15 protein-coding genes are annotated in these 19,529 nt (G+C 25.9%); all 15 read right to left on the bottom strand.

Annotated features, from left to right (window positions below):
• Positions 1 to 73: 73 nt before the first annotated feature.
• The 15 genes from fib to SCULI_RS02350 all read right to left on the bottom strand — a co-directional run bounded on the left by fib (position 74) and on the right by SCULI_RS02350 (position 19,441).
• Positions 74 to 1,612, bottom strand: a complete 1,539-nt coding sequence (gene fib / locus SCULI_RS02420; protein ID WP_025363047.1) for a cytoskeletal motor fibril protein Fib — start codon at positions 1,610 to 1,612, stop codon at positions 74 to 76.
• Positions 1,613 to 1,751: 139 nt separating this feature from the next.
• Positions 1,752 to 3,629: a hypothetical protein gene (locus tag SCULI_RS02415; RefSeq protein ID WP_025363046.1), complete on the bottom strand. Its 1,878-nt coding sequence runs from the start codon at positions 3,627 to 3,629 to the stop codon at positions 1,752 to 1,754.
• A 1-nt stretch (position 3,630) separates the two neighbouring features.
• Positions 3,631 to 4,878, bottom strand: a complete 1,248-nt coding sequence (locus tag SCULI_RS02410; protein WP_025363045.1) for an SGNH/GDSL hydrolase family protein — start codon at positions 4,876 to 4,878, stop codon at positions 3,631 to 3,633.
• On the bottom strand, positions 4,878 to 5,828 hold the full coding sequence (locus SCULI_RS02405; protein WP_025363044.1) for a hypothetical protein: 951 nt from the start codon (positions 5,826 to 5,828) through the stop codon (positions 4,878 to 4,880). Before SCULI_RS02405 ends, SCULI_RS02410 begins: the two co-directional genes overlap by 1 nt.
• A 137-nt stretch (positions 5,829 to 5,965) precedes the next feature.
• Positions 5,966 to 6,328: a hypothetical protein gene (locus tag SCULI_RS02400; RefSeq protein ID WP_025363043.1), complete on the bottom strand. Its 363-nt coding sequence runs from the start codon at positions 6,326 to 6,328 to the stop codon at positions 5,966 to 5,968.
• A 14-nt stretch (positions 6,329 to 6,342) separates the two neighbouring features.
• Positions 6,343 to 8,013, bottom strand: coding sequence for a vWA domain-containing protein (locus SCULI_RS02395; protein ID WP_025363042.1), 1,671 nt, complete (start codon positions 8,011 to 8,013; stop codon positions 6,343 to 6,345).
• 31 nt (positions 8,014 to 8,044) lie between these two features.
• On the bottom strand, positions 8,045 to 9,610 hold the full coding sequence (locus SCULI_RS02390) for an AAA family ATPase (protein ID WP_025363041.1): 1,566 nt from the start codon (positions 9,608 to 9,610) through the stop codon (positions 8,045 to 8,047).
• A 135-nt stretch (positions 9,611 to 9,745) separates the two neighbouring features.
• Positions 9,746 to 10,603, bottom strand: coding sequence for a hypothetical protein (locus SCULI_RS02385; RefSeq protein ID WP_025363040.1), 858 nt, complete (start codon positions 10,601 to 10,603; stop codon positions 9,746 to 9,748).
• A gap of 230 nt (positions 10,604 to 10,833) precedes the next feature.
• A complete protein-coding gene (locus SCULI_RS02380; RefSeq protein ID WP_025363039.1) occupies positions 10,834 to 12,195 on the bottom strand; it encodes a DEAD/DEAH box helicase in 1,362 nt (453 codons plus the stop codon).
• Positions 12,196 to 12,251: 56 nt separating this feature from the next.
• Entirely contained in the window at positions 12,252 to 12,767 is a 516-nt protein-coding gene (locus SCULI_RS02375; RefSeq protein ID WP_038648043.1) for a tRNA (cytidine(34)-2'-O)-methyltransferase, read from the bottom strand.
• A 46-nt stretch (positions 12,768 to 12,813) separates the two neighbouring features.
• A complete protein-coding gene (locus tag SCULI_RS02370) occupies positions 12,814 to 13,104 on the bottom strand; it encodes a hypothetical protein (protein ID WP_025363037.1) in 291 nt (96 codons plus the stop codon).
• 106 nt (positions 13,105 to 13,210) lie between these two features.
• Positions 13,211 to 14,095, bottom strand: a complete 885-nt coding sequence (locus SCULI_RS02365; protein WP_025363036.1) for a hypothetical protein — start codon at positions 14,093 to 14,095, stop codon at positions 13,211 to 13,213.
• A 444-nt stretch (positions 14,096 to 14,539) separates the two neighbouring features.
• On the bottom strand, positions 14,540 to 17,188 hold the full coding sequence (locus SCULI_RS02360) for a PTS glucose transporter subunit IIABC (protein WP_025363035.1): 2,649 nt from the start codon (positions 17,186 to 17,188) through the stop codon (positions 14,540 to 14,542).
• Between the two features lie 11 nt (positions 17,189 to 17,199).
• Positions 17,200 to 18,087, bottom strand: a complete 888-nt coding sequence (locus SCULI_RS02355; RefSeq protein ID WP_025363034.1) for an ROK family protein — start codon at positions 18,085 to 18,087, stop codon at positions 17,200 to 17,202.
• Complete coding sequence (locus tag SCULI_RS02350; protein ID WP_025363033.1) at positions 18,077 to 19,441, bottom strand: glycoside hydrolase family 1 protein; 1,365 nt, start codon at positions 19,439 to 19,441, stop codon at positions 18,077 to 18,079. Before SCULI_RS02350 ends, SCULI_RS02355 begins: the two co-directional genes overlap by 11 nt.
• Between the last annotated feature and the right edge of the window lie 88 nt (positions 19,442 to 19,529).

Below are 19,529 nucleotides of genomic sequence, written 5' to 3'. Positions count from 1 at the left end.
CCTTCCATGTTTTAAGACATAGTATATTATATCAAATATAAAAAAAATCACCAATAGTGGTGATTTTTATATATTAATCTGCTGATTTTAAACGAATTGTAACTTTGAATGAACCAACTTTTAATGGGTCGTAGTCATTTCTTGTAATATCTACAACTGTAAAGTCTTTTTGTGCTTTTGCTGAGTATCCATTGAATACAATTGGTTGATTTGCTTTTGATTTAGTTTCCATAAATACTGGAATCTTAACAGCACCCATTGCAGGCACTTTAACAAATACTACAATTTTTTCAAATGGTGATTCAACTTCTGCTAATTGTTCATTTAGATATTTAATAAATTCGTTTGCTACCAATTTTGAACCGTGTTTTCTACTTTCCACGAATTCGTGAGTTTGGTTATGTGTAATGTAGAATGAAATTGCTGCATCACATGTTACCATTAAGTGTTTATTGTTTACTGTAGTTCCATCATATGTATATGATGATTTGTCTTGTGATCTATCAGCGATTGCTTTTGCAATGTTTTTTGCAACATCTTCAATTGAATGAATTTTTCCAGTTTTAATGTCGTATTTTGCTGATTTATTTCATAATAATTCATCATCATTTACGTGAATGTTTTGTAGGAACATTAATTTACGTAATCATTTTTTAGGAGCATTTTTTCATTCATCTTCTCCTAAGATAACTTTTGAAGGACCTTCGTCTTCAATTTTAGTTTTCATAACCTCAACAATATCAACTGCTTCAGGTTTCATTTGTTTTTTGTCAACCAACATCAATGATGGTCCCATACCTGAGATTAAAGAAACAACATCTTTTTTGAATCTTTTTACTCAAGCATCGTGTTCTAGTTCAAATAATTCATTAATAACATCTAATTCATCATTTGTGTTTTTTGTAAAGTCTAAAACATATCTTGATGATAATAAGTTAAATAATCTTGCAACTAAGTATTTTAATGTATTAGTTGTTTCATAGATTTTAAATTTGTGTAATGGATCGTTATCTCATGGTGATAATGCATTGTTGTACATAATTTTCATTGCAACAAAGTTAACACTTGATTTTTTAGCAACTTGAGCTAATGCTCCAGCTTCTGTATCAATTACATCGATAGTTTGACCATATTTGTCAACCATTTCTTTAAATTGTTTTGAGTTGTAGATCAACATATCTGCTGTTCCAACAATCCCATCAGAAACTCCTAATTTGAAGTTTTTAACTTGGTTTACAAACTCAGTGTTAAAAGCGAATGCTTCTGGTTCGTGAACGATTTGTCCATATTTAATGTCTTTAAATACTGTTAAATCTGCATCTCTGTAGATAAATTTTGTTGACATTACTGTATCAGTTGTATCAAATTTGTCATTTGTTGATAAAGCTAAGTCAACGTTTAATACTGTTTCTAATCCTGGATATTCTTCCATTAAGTAGGTAATTGCCATAGCAGCATTTGCTTTACCATAACCGATTGTTGCGATTACAAAGAATTTTCCTCTGAACTTAACGTGTTGAATAACCATGTTTCTTCATCAATATTTTCTTACAGTTCTTACACCTGCACGGTCCTTAACTGTAAAGTACGCTGTCGAAATTATTCCGATCATTCTAGTCACCTCATATTTTCCGTTTTCTACCTCTATAATATGTGTTCTTTTGCATATATAAAGATTAATTTTATTATACTAAAAAAACACATTTAGAATAGTTTTTTACTATTTATTGCATTTTTTTACAGTATTCATATTATAAGTTAGAAATTTGAATATTTTTAATTTCAAAATAATCATTTTTCAAAATTAAGTTCATTAAAATTTTTGAGTCATTTATTTGGTATTCAAAATTATAGTCTTCAACTTTTATTTGTGTTGAATTTAAAGAATTAAAATCAATTTCAAATGCTTTTTTTGAATCTTCTATATCTTTTTCAAGTTCTGCTTCTCAAATTTGAGTAAATGAGAAAATATCTTTAAATCCAGCTAAATCTTTTAATGTTTTATCTACAAAATTAAGTGTTGATTGGTTATCAATTACTTTTGTATTTAAAATTTCTAAAAAATTATCCTTATTTTTTGTAGCATGATCAAAGACAGTTGAAGTTACACCATTGTATTCTATCTCAAAATTTAATGCTTCAAAAATATTTGCAAGTGTTTGATTATCGATTGCAAGTGTTGAATTTACTAATGAATCATTCATTTCCTTAATCATTTCTCGAATTGATAATTTTGTTTCCTTATAACCAATTGTTTTTTTATCAAATAAACTGTTTAAATTAAAGCCCATATTGTCTTTAAAAACTTGTCCATTATAAATTGATGCAAAGAAATCATTCATAAATTCTTCAGATTGAATTGTTTTACCTAATTTTTCTGGCATTGAACTAGCAATAGTTGATAATAATGTTTTTCATAATGTTCCAATTTTTATATTAGAATTTGATAAATCAATAAAATCCATAATTGCTGAACCAACATTAATGTTTAAGCCAATTAAATTAATTGGTTCTATTAAACCATTAATAATTGACTTAAATAACCCACCAAATCCTTCATTATAAATTGTATTATCAGCAAGACTTTTAATTGTAGAAGGAAATAACGGATTTTTATTTCATATTCTTGATTCTTCATGAGTTTGAAACATTGAAGCAACAACTCTTCTAGTTGTTTCTCCAGTTTCATCACTCATAGCTGTATTTACTTGAGAAAGAAATTTCTTTAAATCAACTTCTGTTGCAGCAAATGTTTTATTTCTGATTGTTTGTATTTGATCTCATTTTAATTCTTGAGTATAGTCAAACTGATTCACATAAATAATCATTGTTCTTGCAAATCTCAAGATTTCTGCAAATACTCCCATATCTTCTAAAATATCTAATTTAAGATTTTTAATATCTTTAAAATTAGATTGTAAACTTTCTAATGCTGGGGTAATATTTTTTTCAACGTTTTCTTTTGAAGAATAATCAAACATTTCTTCATTTTGAGTCAATTTATTAAAAGCATTTACTAACCCAATAATTGAACTATCTAAAGTTTCTTGATATGTTAAACCTTCATAAATACTATCATCAAAGGCATTTGCAAAAGCGGCAATGTCTTCTTTAGATAATAGACCATTTGCAAATGTAAGTAATTCTTCTGGCAACATCTTTGACAATCCTAATTTATTAAATAAATCATAAAGAGTTTTTAAACCATCGTTATCGATAAAACCAAACATCAATTTAAATAAATTTGCAATTACATCTAGCAGCCCTTTTGATTGAGGCTTTATACCATCAAGATATGCTTCTGGTAAATAATCAGTTTTAAAGTATTTATTAAACATCTCATTAAAATAGAAATTTCTTGTAAATTCATCATTTATATCTAATGGTTTGTCTGTTATATCTTTAATTTGTTTAGGTTGAACATAAGTATTCATCAAATAATTTGAATCATAATCTTTTGTTTCATTTAAATAAACTGCTTTAGAAACTTGATTTAAAATAATATCTAAATTATCAATACTAATATATTTTTGTTGTTTTTGAAAATTATCATTTCCACATGAAATTACACTAAATACTGATCCAGTCGAAATTGATAAGGCACTTAAACTTAATAATAATTTTTTCATCTTAAATTCACCCCGCCTTTTGAATTGCATTATACAATTCATTTCCCATATATTCATGAACTCATTTAGTTGGATGAACATTATCAAAGAAAAAATATCTTTCTGGTTGATTTTCAAATTCTTCTGGGTGGTTTTCATCAATTTCATAAACAGCTGTCATTGTTGTAATTTCTACACCATTTTCATCTGTATCTTTTGTAGTTTTTGCTCCCCCAGTTCATCCAACTGTCATAAAGTAGTCTTCTCCTTCAATTCATTCTGGATTTTGAGCTATTAAATTTTGTTCAAATGCTTTCATTACAGTTTCAAAACCTGTGTCGTATAAATAATATGTTGCAATAGTATTTGGATAAATGGCTTGTGCTCGATTAATTTCTGTTGTAAAGCGATCAATTAATGAAAAACCAATATCTTTAATCTTGGTACCAATATCATTTAAAAGCATTTCAGATCAAGACTTAGTAGGGTCACTAAAATCATGTGTTAATTTATATAACATTGGTGTTGAAGTAACATCTGGGGGATATAAAAAGACAATTTTTCTAGCACCATTATTTAATAATGTAAAAATAGCTTCTCTAAAATTCTCTTGTGCTGCTTTTAAAATTTCTTCTGCTGATTGAACTAATTGAATTGGAATCCCTGCTTCTTGTGCAATCATTGTAATCGCAATTACAAACAAGTCATTTCCCCCAATATCAATATAAACTAAATCATCTTTATTTAATTTTTGTTTAGCAACAAGAGCTCTTGCTTGCTTTTCAAGACTAACATAGCCAGTTTTTGAACTTAAAAGTAATGGATTTGAAACAGTTGCTCCCCCAATTGAGAAGTTTCTTTGTTGTGCTTCTCTTGTAATTGTTTGAGTTCATTCTGTTCCTGCATTCATTTGCTCAAATCCCAATAAGTCATTTAAAACAGCACCCGCTGGAGCTCCATTTGAAAATGATTTATAGGTTTGATCATAAAGACCTGCCAAAACAGTTTTAGATTTACCTCCACTTTTTTCAAAATCTACTAATTCTTTTCCACCAGTATCACTTAAACTATCTCCTAAATTAAAGAAGTTTGTAATCTTTTGGCCCTTAATACTTGTATCAACTGCTTTTGATGTATCAATATCAGTTCCAATATTTTTTAAGGCAAGAGGATCTAATAGATTTTTATCTTGAGGAACACATGCCACAACATTAATTGCAATTGGAGTTGCAATACTTACTGAAGATAAAAATGCTAATAATTTTTTCATTATTTTTTAACCTCCTTTTTAACTGTTTTTACTTTTGTTTCTTTTACTTTTTTAGCTGGTTTAGTATTTCACATAATAATAATTGCACCTGCAATTAAAAATGGTTGTCAAAATAGAAAGACAATTGCAGCTCTCATTTGATTTACTCCTGAAGTAAAATTGGGATGATAGAAATCATCAACATCTAAATGTTCACTAATATTGTCAACTGTTAAATCTTTATTAATAAATGGTGAATGAGTTGGTACTGCTGTAAGAGCATATTTGATTGATTCAATTTGTTGATTAAAGAATCAAACTTTATTATTTACGATATATCATGAAGTTGAATGTTGCACATCCATTCCAGTTAATCCTGGACCAGTTCATGATAACAACTGTTCATATGTTTCTTGGTCAATAAAAGTTTGCATTTTTAATACATAACTATAAAAATCTTTACTAAAGGCATCTTTAAATCCGCCTTTAAATAATCAAGTGATTCCTGGATTTACTAATCCATAGTTGTGATATTTTTCTGCAATTGCCATATCATATTCAATAATATCCATACCCACATCATATAAATCGATATTTTGTTTTTGTTCAATAGCTTGACCCCATTTATTATCAAATCATTGATTTGCAAAATCTGTATATTCTTCAACTTGTTTTTCAACATTTGCAGATATATCATTATAATTAATTGTTGATTTAATATCTGAAATATATGAACTTCTAATCGAAACATTCATAATTGCTGAATATAATTTGTCTTCTCCATCTAGAACAAACTTACCTTTTGGCATAACTTTTTTCATGTTTTTTTCAACACTATTAATAAATTTTAAACTTTCAACTCCAGGTCCAGGAATTAAAAGTCCAAAATTTAAAAGTATATAGCTAAGTATTATTCCAAGAGTGGTATAAAATGAAATCTTTTTCTTTTTATCGTCTAATTTCTTAAACATACTTCTTATTCTCCTTATATTAAAATGATATAGAAGATAATCAAATTTCACTTTTATATAAAAGTTGTTTTATATAATAAAAAAAATATTAAATTATAAAAAAAGCATAACTTTGAAATAAAGTTATGCTTTTTATACTATTCAGTTTTTCAAATATCTAAAATAATAATTGTTTCTAATTCACAATGGGCTGAAATTAGCTTACCTAAATGAGCTGTTTTATCTTCATCAATTGCATTGATATTTAAAGATAATTCACGATTATCAATTACTCCATATAAAATTGTTGAAGTTACAAATTTTTCAACTAAATTTTTTGAAAAGAAAATTGGATCTGATTGAGTTAAAATACCATATTCAATTCTATTAAAAAAACCATGCCCCGAAACTTTTGCATCAATTAACATATATTTTCTAATAACTTCTTGAAGTGATGTAATTAGTTCTTCATCTTTATTTAAATAAACCATTAATATATTGGCTTTTTCTCTAACTTCCATAAGTATAATTCTCCTTAATTTCCATATAAATTCTGACGTTTCTTTTCAAGATCTTTGGCTTTTTGTTTTGCTTTTTCCAATTTTTTAGATTTAGGACTATCTTTGTGAACATCACGCATACGTTTTTTATCACGAATCTTATTTAATTCAGAAATTTGCTCATCTCGATAAGCTGCTTCTTCATCTTTTAATTCACGTAAATCACGTAATGTTTCATTTAAAGATTTAACAATTTGTTGAGTTGAATAAGGATCATTTGGATCATAATACATAACATTATCAAAGACATCCTGAGTTTCAACATTGGGCATTGTTCCTACAACCAATGAATGGAAACGATTGTAGTTATCTTTTAAATCTGCAATCTTTACTCTAGTTGAATTTGGCAATGAGTCCATCATAAAGTCAGAAATCATTAATAAATCTGCACGACGATAATTTTCTGAATTCATTTTATCAATTACTTTTTGAAAAGCTGGTTTTGAATTTGTTCTTCCGTAGAAAGATTTTGCTAAAAACTCTAACATTTTTTGAATATTTACAGTTCTTCCATTGACTTCAAATTCATCAACATGTTGATTGGCAAAGTTTACAAAGACTAAATCTCGATTTTCTTTTAACGCCACTTTGGCAACAGCGATTGCCAAAGATTTAGCAATATATTCTCCTGCGCCCTCCATTGAACTTGAAGTATCAATACAAATAATAAATTTACCTTGTTCTAAAGGAATTGGTGCTTCATATTCAACTTCTTCAATTTCATGTTCAATAATAGTTTCATTTGATTCAAATAAGAATGCTTGTAATTGTGATTCAACAAACTTTTTATAAAACACAATTTCTAATTCAGGATCAAATAAATTTGCCAATTCCATTGGTAATAATCTTTCGATGTCTTTTGACATGGTAACCCCTACTAATTCTTCAGGGTTGTAAGGTAACTTTACTTGAGTAGGATAAGTTGTAATTTGCTCTGTAATATTGACTTCCATAATATCATCTTCACCATTTAGTCGTCCTAAAAGTTCAGCAATTCTTAAAATACTGGGATCTTTATATAAAAATTCTGCAAATCTTGAAATTGATTCAATATTTTGGTTTTTTAATTCATCTTCAACATTGGCAATCTTGCCAAAAACATCATACATTGTTTTATAAATTTTGGCATATTTACCATAGTTTTTAATAATGGCATAAATTTCAACTAAATAGTTATATCGCAAATCTTCAACTGTTTTTAAACGAAAATCAAGGATTCTTTTAGTTAACATAAAGGTTCAAGTTCTAAAAAACTCTGTTAATCAATCTCTTCCCTTTAATTCAAAATAACCATTTTCAATTTTTCAACGCATTGTATCAATGTAAGTTGAAAATGGTGAATCAAATTCAACAAGTTTTTCTTGAATAAAGTTTAATTTTTTGGCAAATTCAACTTCATCAAAGTTATCTGAAACATAGTTATAGTAAATGATTTCTTTTCTAATGGGTTCTGGCAATTTAATTTGAGAAATTGTTGACATACTTGAAGCACTATAAAAATTGTTGATTTTGTCATCCAACTGTTCTGCTGCATATTCGTGATCCTTTTTAAATGCTAAAAAGGCACTATTATGTAAATCTTTTTGTCTTAAACGTTCAATTTCTTTTTTAATTTCATTGACCGGTTTGTCCATATCAAATTGCATAATAATCACCTTCTTTTAAAATATTTAGTTATTAAATTCCAAATTCAAGATCTGCTTCAGCTAAAGCATTACGTTCTTGTTCTTGTTGATTAAAACTTTCTGCATCTGCATCTAATGCATCATTTTTTGCTTTTTTCTTTTTAGATACTGTATCAAATGCTTCTGCAATTTTTTCATCATAAATATCTTCAAAGAAAACACAATTCATATTTGTATATTTTTTATATTCTTTAAACATTTTTGCAGAAACTTCTTTAACTTGTTTTTCAATTTCTGCCACTTGTTGACTTAATCCAACCATTTGGTTATTAAATTCTGTAGGATTATCATTTTGAATTTGATAACGTTTGTTTTCAGCTACAAATAAGATTTGATCTGATTTGTAAGCTTTAACTTGCATTTTTTGACTTCCAACATACTTATTTAAATTTGGTCCAAAATGTAAATCAATTTCAAATGATTCACTTGGAAGATTTGAGATTTTGTTTCAATCAGCTGCTGATATAAAGCAAACTCTGTATTCGTCTCCCCCATCAGTGAAGTTAATTAAATAATATGTTCCTTTTAAATTTCCTTTAAATGGTGAATCATACGGAGTTAATCTTAAAAATTGAGCTTCAACTTGTCCAATTTGGCCATTCATAGCATCAAGTTGATTTAATAGATTTCTTTTTTCATTTCTTCATTCTAATCCAAATTGTTCTAAAAAGGCAGAATAAAAAATTTGTGTATACTGTTCATCTTGTTCTTCGTTATCTCAAATACAATAAGGAATTACAAATAAATCGGGAATATCTGTTTCTGCACGTCCATTATAAAAAGCACTTGTTTTCATTAAACCTGAAATTTTCTTTCATCTACGGTCAGAAATATAAGCTTCACCATGAGTTTCTGCATTCATTTTTTTTCTAAAATAATGAATAAAATCAAGTGATTTACGACTAATTCTTACTTGACGAACTTGTTTTTTTCATGCTTCAAGTTCTTCAATTGAAATTTGAAGACGTGGATCTACTTCAACATCAAGTGATGATTCTCCATCTAACAATTGTTCAAAATTATCATTTTCTTTTAAACCTTCTGCAATGTATCTAATAATAAAACGGTCAAATAAGGCTTCTAATCCTTCACCTTCTGCAGGTAATTCATTGGAAGCAGATATTAAAAGTTTTAATGGAACTTTAATATCTTTTCCACCATTTCTAAAGATTTTTTCGTTAATAATTGTTAGTAATGTATTTTGAATACTTGGTCCAGCTTTTCAAATTTCATCTAAAAAACCAATATTTGAAGCTGGAAGATAACCATCAACCACACGCACATATTTACCATCTTTTAAAAGTCTTAAGTCAATTGGGCCATAAATTTCTTCTGGTGTTGAGAATTTTGACATTAAATATTCAAAATTTGTTCCGTTTTTAATGGCAAATTTCATCCTACGTGAAATCAATGACTTGGCAATTCCTGGTTTTCCTAATAAGAAAATTGACTCTTCTCCTAGTAATGCCAACATTGCTAATCTAAAAATAGTTTCTTTTTCATAAACTTGGTATGAAATGGCTTCAATAAGTTTTTTAATTCTTTCTGTAATATCCATGTTTTGTTATTCCCCTTTAAAAAAATCATTATGATTATAAAACAATAAGTTGATATAACCAAGTGATATATCAATTAAATAAAAAAAATAACTCCCAAGTAAGAGTTATTTTCAATATTTTTTTAAAACATTAAATTATTTTAAATCAACATTTTTAATTAACATATTATATGTTCCACTAATACTATTTGATTCAAATGAAATATATAAATATTCATCTTCAATTAAATCCATTACATCATATTGATCACCAATTGCAAATGAATCTTCAGTTTTTATAGCTTTATATGCATTAACTGAATGAATATCTTTTAATTTAACTTCTTTTTGCTTTTCAATTACTGCTTTTACTGAATTATTAAATGGTTCATGATTATTAAACATATCTATAATTTGATGTGTATAGAAGTGAACTCCAAAATCTGGTAATTCAATATTTGAAATAAATTGATCTTCAGTTTCATTAATATCTTTCTCAACATATTCAAATTCCAAAGTAAGTCTTCAAGCACCATTTTCTAATTGATATTGATTAAATAAAGTAGGATAAGTATTTAAATTAACTTGTCTTTCAGAACCATCTGGTAAAACATAGTTTAATAAATATTTAACTGAATAATTTCCTGCTTCTACATGTTTTGCTTGATATGTCTCTGAAACAATTTCTCCACCATTTTCAATTAAGTCAACTAGCATTCTTACAATGTTACCAGTTTGTCCTGTTGATTCTGCTGTTGACATTAATCTTATTTTTGCATCAGTTATATTTTGTAATTCTTGATTATTTTCTTCTAAAAAGATTGCTAATTCTTTTACAAAATTTGCAATTAAATTAGTTTCAATTTCTTCATCTTCTGTTATTCCATATGGTCCTTCTTCTCAATAGAAATCAGTTTCCATATAATTTTGATTATTCATAACTCCTTGAGTTAAAATAACTCCTGAACTTGCACTAAGTCCTAAAGCTCCAATTAAACTTAATAATTTGAACATATTTTTTACCTTTCTTTCAACATACCCGCCCTGCCAGCCAAAATATTATAATTAAAAATATTTTGAGAATCTGACAAACCCTATTTAAATTTTATCTTAAATGGTAATTTTTTCCAAAAATTATTTATATATTTAGAAATTTTATATTTAATTAATATAGAAATTAATACAATAAATACTACTAAAATAAACTTATAAATTTAAAAATGAACTTTTAAAAAAGTTCATTTTTAATCAAATAGTTCTTCTCTACGTTTTTTATATTTTTCTTTTTTAATTTTTGCAATTGATTCTTTAATATGTTTTCTTCTAACATCTTTTTTAAGCTTATCAATTTCTGCTTTTCTTTTCTTTTTATATCCTGGTTTTACAGGTTGTTTTTTATATTTACTAATTATTTTTTGTTCTTCTACAGCAACAGGATTATTGGGATCAATAATTTTTTTCTTAACTTTTGGATTAATATCTACCAAATCATTATTGGCTAACTTTTTATTTGAAAACTCAATTCCCATTGATTTTAATTCATCAATTTGATGTTGATTTGTTGAATTAAATAAGACATAACTTTGCCCAGTATAATTATTTCTTCCAGTTCGTCCACTTCTGTGAATGTAATAGTCCAATTCTCGTGGTAAATCAATTGAAATAATATGACTTACTCCATCAATATCAATTCCTCTTGCAGCAACATCACTGGCAACAATTCATTTGAATTCCATATTTTGAATTCTTTTTTGCATGTTTGTTCTTTGTCTTGGATCTAAATCTCCATGCAATTCACCAACATTTTTAATACCAGCTTCATTTAATCAACCAATTATTTCTTTAATTTGATCTTTTCTATTAACAAAAATCATAGCAACATATGGATTTATTTTTCTAATAATTAAATTAATAAGTTCTTTATTTTGACGATTTTTTGTCCATACTAAAATATGTTCAATATTTTTATTACTTGGTTTATCGGCCATATTTTCAATAAAGACACTTCCAGATAAATATTTTGTTAGAAAAGGTTTAATAGCATTATTAATTGTGGCAGAAAATAAAGAGATATTTGCTTGTTTATTAATTTTTGAAATCATAAAGTCTACATCATCAATAAAACCTAAATCAAAAATCATGTCACATTCATCAATTACAACATAATTGGTCGTTGTTAATTGTAAATAATTGGTATCATATAAACCTCTTAATCTTGTTGGTGTTCCTACAACAATCATTGGTTGTTTATTTTTTAAACCATCTTGATGTTTTTCAACATCATCTCCTCCAACATAAATTGCACTTGTAGCCTCTGGATTAAATGCTAAAAGTTCTTTAATATTGGCATAAATTTGACGTGCCAATTCTCTTGTTGGTGTGATTATTAAACATTGAACTTTATTACTTGAATAATCTAAATTATTTAAAATTGGTAATAAAAAGGCATGAGTTTTTCCAGTTCCAGTATGAGATTGAGCAATTACTGATTTGTGTTTTTTTAATAAGGGAATAACTTTTTGTTGAATTCCTGTTGGTTTTGAAAAACCAATTTTATCTAATGCATCATTTAAAAACTTTTTAAATCCAAAATCACTAAATTTCATAAAATCTGTACCTCATTTCCTTAATTTATTATATAGACAAATGTCTTATAAACATTTTATTTATCTAAATAGTCTTGACCCTTTTCAACTTCAACTTGACTTAAATCTAAATAATCTCATTGACGTAAAACTTCGTATGTTGCAATTCCTACACTATTGGCAATATTTAAACTTCTTCCAGAGGCTACCATTGGAATTCTAAAGCATTTTTCAAGATTTGCTTTTAAAATCTCTTTTGGAATTCCAGTTGATTCTTTACCAAACATAATAAAAACTTCTTCATTAATTGGTGCAAAATTAAAATCACTAATTGGTTTTTTACCATAACGAGTCATACAAAAAATATTAGCATTTGGATTTTGATCAACAAAATCTTGTCAATCATCATAGCGAACATATTCACAACCTTCAAAGTTATTTGCACTACTGCGTGCAAAATTTCTTTTATCAAAAATAAAACCAAATGGTTCAATCAAATGTAATTTTGCATTAGTTAAAGCACATGTACGCATAATAGCTCCAACATTATCTGCAATTTCTGGTTCAAATAAAATAATATTTATTTTTCTCATAACTTTAATTCATCCTTTCAAATAAAAAGAGAGCCATAACCCTCCATTAATTTTCTTCTTTATTTGATAAAAAACCAATTTCAATTAAATTTTTCTCTCAATCAAGAGCATTTAATTGATTCATAACTGTATGTGCTTGTTCGACACTAATTTTAGTTCTTGGCAACATTTCTTCTGTTGCTTTATCTGCAATTTTTGCATCATAAAAGTATTTTCTGTTTTCTGGTTCTTTTTCAAAAACATCTAATAAATAGTTATAATATGGTTCATAGACTACTTGTCCATTTGACATTATTTCTACATACAATGGTGATTTTTCAAATCTTTTAATTGCCATAATTTGTTATCCCCCAAAAAAATATAAATTTATTATATCAAAAATAGAGATAAAAATAAACCCCAATAAATAAGGGGTTTAAATAATTTTTGTTTTTTCCATTAAATTAAATATTAAAGAAATCTAAGAATATATGATCATATATTCTTTCAATTCAAAATAAAGATTTTGACTTAAATTTTGAAAATTCAAGCATTGAGCTTTGTTCTAATAATTCATAATAGTTTGCCCAAATTTTCTTATAATCATCTAATACTTTTTCATTAACTTTTTTTATTTCACTAATTTCTTTTTCAGTTAAATCTTTTTTATTAGTAAAAATAAATAATCCATTTTTAGATACTAAGTTATTTTTTGGAAAACCAACATTTAAATAATGATCTGCAAATTTTGCATCTTCAAATAATGACTCATTTGAAAAATATTGAGTTTTGATTAAATTTTTATAGTTGGCTTCAACATCTTGATTAGATTGTGCTAATTTTTGGAAAGAATTTAAGAATGAAGGCAATAGTAAAACATTTAACATTGATTCTAAAATTGCAGCCATTACTGGACTTGATGATAATACATTACTCAATTCAAAATTTATAAATACAACTGTAGTAAAGTTAGCTGCAATAATATATATTCAAAATCAAATTGGTGTAAATGATGTACATCTTTGATTTTTAAATTTATGATTTTCTAATTTTAAATTGTAATCAAAAATATAAATTGCTTTAAAATATTGATTTTTTGCAAATCAATTAGTATAAGTAAATTTTAGAAGAAGAAAAATACTTCCCCCAACAACTGAGAATGATATTATGTCATTGCTTTCTTTTAATACTAAATTTAAAATAAATAAAACTAAAGTTGTTGCAAAAATAATTTGATCTATTAGAAATGATAATAAAGTAAGAAAATTAGTTTTAAAAAATGTTTTAATTATTTTATTATGTTTTTTAAGTAAATTTTTAGTGTTATTTTTATTTTGATTTTTTTTCATTTAAAAATTGCCTTTCTAATTTTTAATATATTGAAGAAATACAAAATATTTCTTAACAAAAATATAATAACAATTTTTTATTTAATTAACTTTTAAAAATTTAGTAAACTCATTTTTCTTCTACTATAAACTATAACTATATAAAAAAATAGGAAAAAGAATAACCCTAATATAATATTCATATTATCAATTCGTTATTATAAAATTTCAAAAAAGAAGGTTGTTTTTTAAGGTCAAAAATATTATGAAACTATAAAAAAGCTCTTGAAAGAGCTTTTGATAATGCTAAATATGAAAAAACAAAATAAATTTTACTATTCTAATATCAAAATCAAGTTTTTATATGCAAAATTTAAATTATATATTAAAAAGGACAATGATTAACTATTTAATCATTGTCATGCTTTGTTTATTCTTCCTATTTTGCTAGGACTTATCTAATTTTTATAACATTTTCAATTTATTATTATTCTCTAATTTAGTTTTTTTCAATGTCTTATTTAAATCGATAGTTTCATTTTTTGCTGTAATTATGTTAAATGAAATATCTAAAGAGTGAACTGCATTATACAATTGTGGTTCTAAATCAATTGATTTTTTTACATTGTAAATATTGAATATTTTTTTATAAATTTCATCTGCCTTTTTAATAAAGTTATCTTGATATTTATTTAAAGTTTCTAACTTAATTGTTTTTTCTAATTCAACTAATTTATTTTCCATTACTTCAATTTGAGTTATATATTTTAAATTTTCAATTTGTTTATAAATTTGAGTTATTTTAAGCTCATTATTTTTTAAAGCAAATTTTTTACCCTTTACTTTTAGAATTTCAGTCTTTTTAGTTTTTAATTCATTTAAATAATCAATCTTATCAACTATTTTAATTCTTGATATTAAATTTTTCTCTAAATTCTTAATTTCTGTCAAAATTTCTTTATCAATCATATTAGCAATTTCAGCTAATTGAACTTTTAATTTTAATTTTTGTTCTTTATCCATTTTTGGATTATTTGCAATAATTATTTTATAAATTTTATTATTAATTGATTTTGTCATTCTTATTTCAGAAATTCTATCACGATACATAAACATACATATTAACATTGAACTTCCTAATGCAACTAAACAAGCAACAATATATAAAATACCATTAGTTGTATTTGATAATAAGAATTCTGGTGGTTTTGAATTTCCAATATATACTGGATCTGACATAAAACCTATAATTTCAAATATTCCCATTCCAGATCAAACTCTTGAAGTTACACCAACTGCTCCAGCAAAACTACCTGCTATGAAAGCCCCAAATATACCGGCAAGAAATGGTCTAAATTTTGGTAGATTAATACCATATACAATTGGTTCTGTAATTCCTAGGATACCCCCTGGAATTGTACTAATTGCTTGTCTTTTTAACTTCGCGTTTTTAGACATAATAGCCACAATAATTATAGCTCCAACTTGTGCTCAAACTGATAATGAACTTCCTGGCCCTAAGTAACCATACCCAGCTTGTCTTTCAGCCATTAAACCATTAATATTTCCTAATGCTAAATGTAAACCAAATGCAACTGCAATTTGTCAGAGTGCTGCAAAGAAACCTGCACCAATTCCAAATGGTAATGTACCTACTGTATAAATAAATAGTAATCCTAATAATTGTTCTAAAATATATCATAATGGTCCTATAATAAATAGTATTAAAAATACAGTTGGTACAACTACTAGAAATGGCCTAAATATTAAATCTACCTTAGGATTAATTTTTGTTTTTAATCAAGCATCTCATTTTACAGCAATTATTATTCCAAATATGTGTGGAAAAAACTTGGCTGTATAGGCAAAAACTGAAATATAAGCCAATCCTCCTAAAATTTCATGATCTGGATTAATACCAGTTGCAAATAATATTCATTGAACTCCAAAACTATTACCTCCATCTGTATTTCCTCCATCAAATAAAAATGGATTTGCAACCATTATTGAAATTAATAATGCTAGATGAATATTTCAATTAAAATATTTTGCAGTATTAATTGCCACAAATATAGCTAAAAATTTTAATGTTAATTCTGAAGTTACTTGCAGTGTTCCTCATAATGGTCCCGCATCTCATATACTTATTTGTCCTTCTCCAGGAACACCAAAAGAAATATTTGGCATTCAACCAAACTGTTTAAATAGAGATACAATTCCCAAATATAGCCCCCCTACAATCAAGACTGGTAAATTTGGTACCATAATTCCAGATAAACATTGTAGAATTCTTTTCCCTACTGTTTGTTTTTTTATACTATTATTTTCAAAATCAAATTCAGCAGATGATGAATTTAACAAAATAATTTGGTCTTTATATCTATAAACATCTTGACCAATTACAATTTGTAATTCATTATCACTTCATATTAACCCTTTAACAAAATCTAATTTACTAATTTTCTTTTCATCTACAAGGTTCTTATCATATACTTTAAATCTTAGTCTTGTCATACAATTATAGACTTCACTATAATTGCTATTTCCACCAACTAATTTATTAATTTCTCTTGAATTACTTACATAACTATTTTCACCTAAAAATAAATTTTTAATATCAGAAATCTCTTTTTTTTCAGTTTTATTATCAGTTAAAACAAATTCTCCAATTAATTCTCCACGCTTAACTTTTTTATTTTTTGTTGTTAATTTAAAAACACATTTTTCTTCTCCTTGATAGTCAATAACTATTGGAGTCAATACACTTAAACCATTACTTTCAATTTGTTCTCTATTAACTTGAACAATTTTAGTATCTAAATTAATTTTTTGATCAACTTTTACAGCTATTTCAAAAGGTTCACCATTTAATTTTACTGTATCTAAACCTATATGCATTAATAACGATGAGCCACTTGGTCCTTCAAAAAATATTGCATGTTTAGTATCAAAGATTAATTTAACTTTTGAATTATCCAAAGGTGAATAAAATTCGTCATTATCTGGCTTTATATAAAAACCATCACCTAACATTTTTTCACTAAATACGCCATCATTTAATTTATCAATTAAATCAATTTCTCCATCAACTGGAGCATATACTTTTAAATTCATTTAAATCCTTTCTATAACTCATTATCCAATAAATATTTAATTCCATAACATCCTGCATCATTAAAAAAATGTGCTTTTTCTACTTTAGAACTAAATATATTTTTTTCAATTCTATTTTCATAATACTTTTTAAATAATGTACTAATGAATAATTCATTATTACAAATTCCACCCCCAATAGTTATTAAATCAGGGGCATACAAGTAGTCTAAATTTAGAAGAAACTTGGATAATTTATTAATTCATTCATTTACTATTTCAATAGCAGCTGGTTCATTATCAATATATAAATTCATTAATTCTATACCATTAATTTCTTTTCTCTTATATCTAAGACAATTTTGAGTAGTTGAAATATCCTCATATACGGTTGAATTATCATCATAAATAGTTGAAAATAATTTTGATAATTCTCCTGCATATTTTTTAGTACCTGAATATATTTTTTTATTAATAATAATGCCTCCGCCTATTGCAGTACCAATGGTAACATGTACTAGATTAGACAAACTTTGGTCTTTTAAGTTTCTCACTTTAAATTCAGCAAAGGCAGCTGCCTTTGCATCATTTTCAATTATTAATTTATTAATATTTTTAATATTAGAAAAAAAATCATTAATTTTAATATTTACATCTATAATTGTTGAATCAGTTTTAATCAAATAATTTGTATTATCAATTATTCCAGGTAATGCAATACCAAGATCAAATTTAAATTCAATATTTTTAATTTTATTTAAAATTAAATTTAAAATATATCTTAATTCTTTCTTCTCTTCTTTTTTAAATCCTTCATACTCAATTTCTTGTTTTTCTATTTCAATATCCATATCATCAAAATGAATATATTTTATTGATGAACCACCAACATCAAAAACGAATTTATGATTATTTTCCATTTTTCTCCAAAATTAAGTCTCTGAATCATCAAGAAGATTTTTTAAAATATCTTTCTTGAGTTTCAATATCAACTCCTATTAAACCATATCTATTTTTAAATCCATTTCTAAAACTTCAACAATCAATAGCAGATCAAACATGATAACCAAAACAATTTGAACCTTCTTGAATTGTTTTACTTAAAGATTCTAAGTGTTCAGTATAAAATTCAATACGATAATCATCTTCAATTAAACCATTTTTGTCTTTAAAACGCGTTTCATTTTCAACACCCATACCATTTTCTGCAATATATCAAGGAATATTATTAAATTCTTCTTTAATATATTGTCCAATTAAATATAGTGATTCTGGATAAATTTCTCATCCTCTATGTACATTCATTCGAGCATCACTTGGTAAATATGGTTTAATTTTAAATAACGTATATTTTGAATTACTTGTATGATCAAATTCAACTCTTTTTGGAAAATAATAATTTATACCCAAAAAATCAATTTTAGTTTCTTCAATTATTTTTAAGTCTCCCTCTTGAACATCTGGTAAAACTTTTTCATCTTTAAGGATTTTAATTAAAAAATCATCAATTTTTCCTTTTACTAAAATATTTAAAGGCCCTCTATTTGTAAATGCATCATGTACTTTTGCTGCATATAAATTATTTTCATCTTCATTTTTTGGAATTGTAATATTTCAATCAAAAACAATTCCAATTTCTGAATCCTTAATATTTAAAGAATAAAATAATTCTGTTGTTTTTGCATGGGCCAGTGTTAAACCATAAAATTGAGAAATTGCCTCTTTAAAATCAACGATTCCAGGATAATGACCATCATATAAATATCCTCCCATTATAGGAACTAAAGGTTCATTAAATGTAACAAACTTTGCAACAAGAGTGTGATATTCTTCAAATACAAATTTTGCAAATTTTACAAACTTATCTATAACTATTCTAGAAGATCATCCACCTAACTCATGAGCTCATAACGGCATATCAAAGTGAAATAGTGTCATAAAAGCTTCAATATTATTTTGCTTTAACTTAACTAAAAAATCTTTATAATAAGCTACTGCATCATAATCTAAATTATCTCCATCAGGAAATAATCTGGATCATGAAAAACCAAAACGTATTGATTCCAATTTTAACTCAGCTCACTTTTTTATATCTTCTTCATAATGTCTAGTGATATCAACTGTAATATCTGGACCATCATTATTAAAAAATTTTTCTGGATGCTCACTATAATATTTATCAAATGTAGTTAGTCCTCTATTTGTGATACCTAAACCCTCAGTTTGAATTGTACTTATAGCTGCACCAAATGTAAACTTCTTTGAAAATTTCATTTTTTCCCTCTCTATTTGACTATAAAACTATAGTTCAAATTTATTATTTAGTTTCAATAGAAAATTAGCAAATTTTATTATTTAAATA

The sequence above is a fragment of the Spiroplasma culicicola AES-1 genome (genome assembly GCF_000565175.1).
GTDB lineage: Bacteria > Bacillota_I > Bacilli_A > Mycoplasmatales > Mycoplasmataceae > Spiroplasma_A > Spiroplasma_A culicicola.
This window is presented reverse-complemented; position numbering and strand designations above follow the sequence as displayed.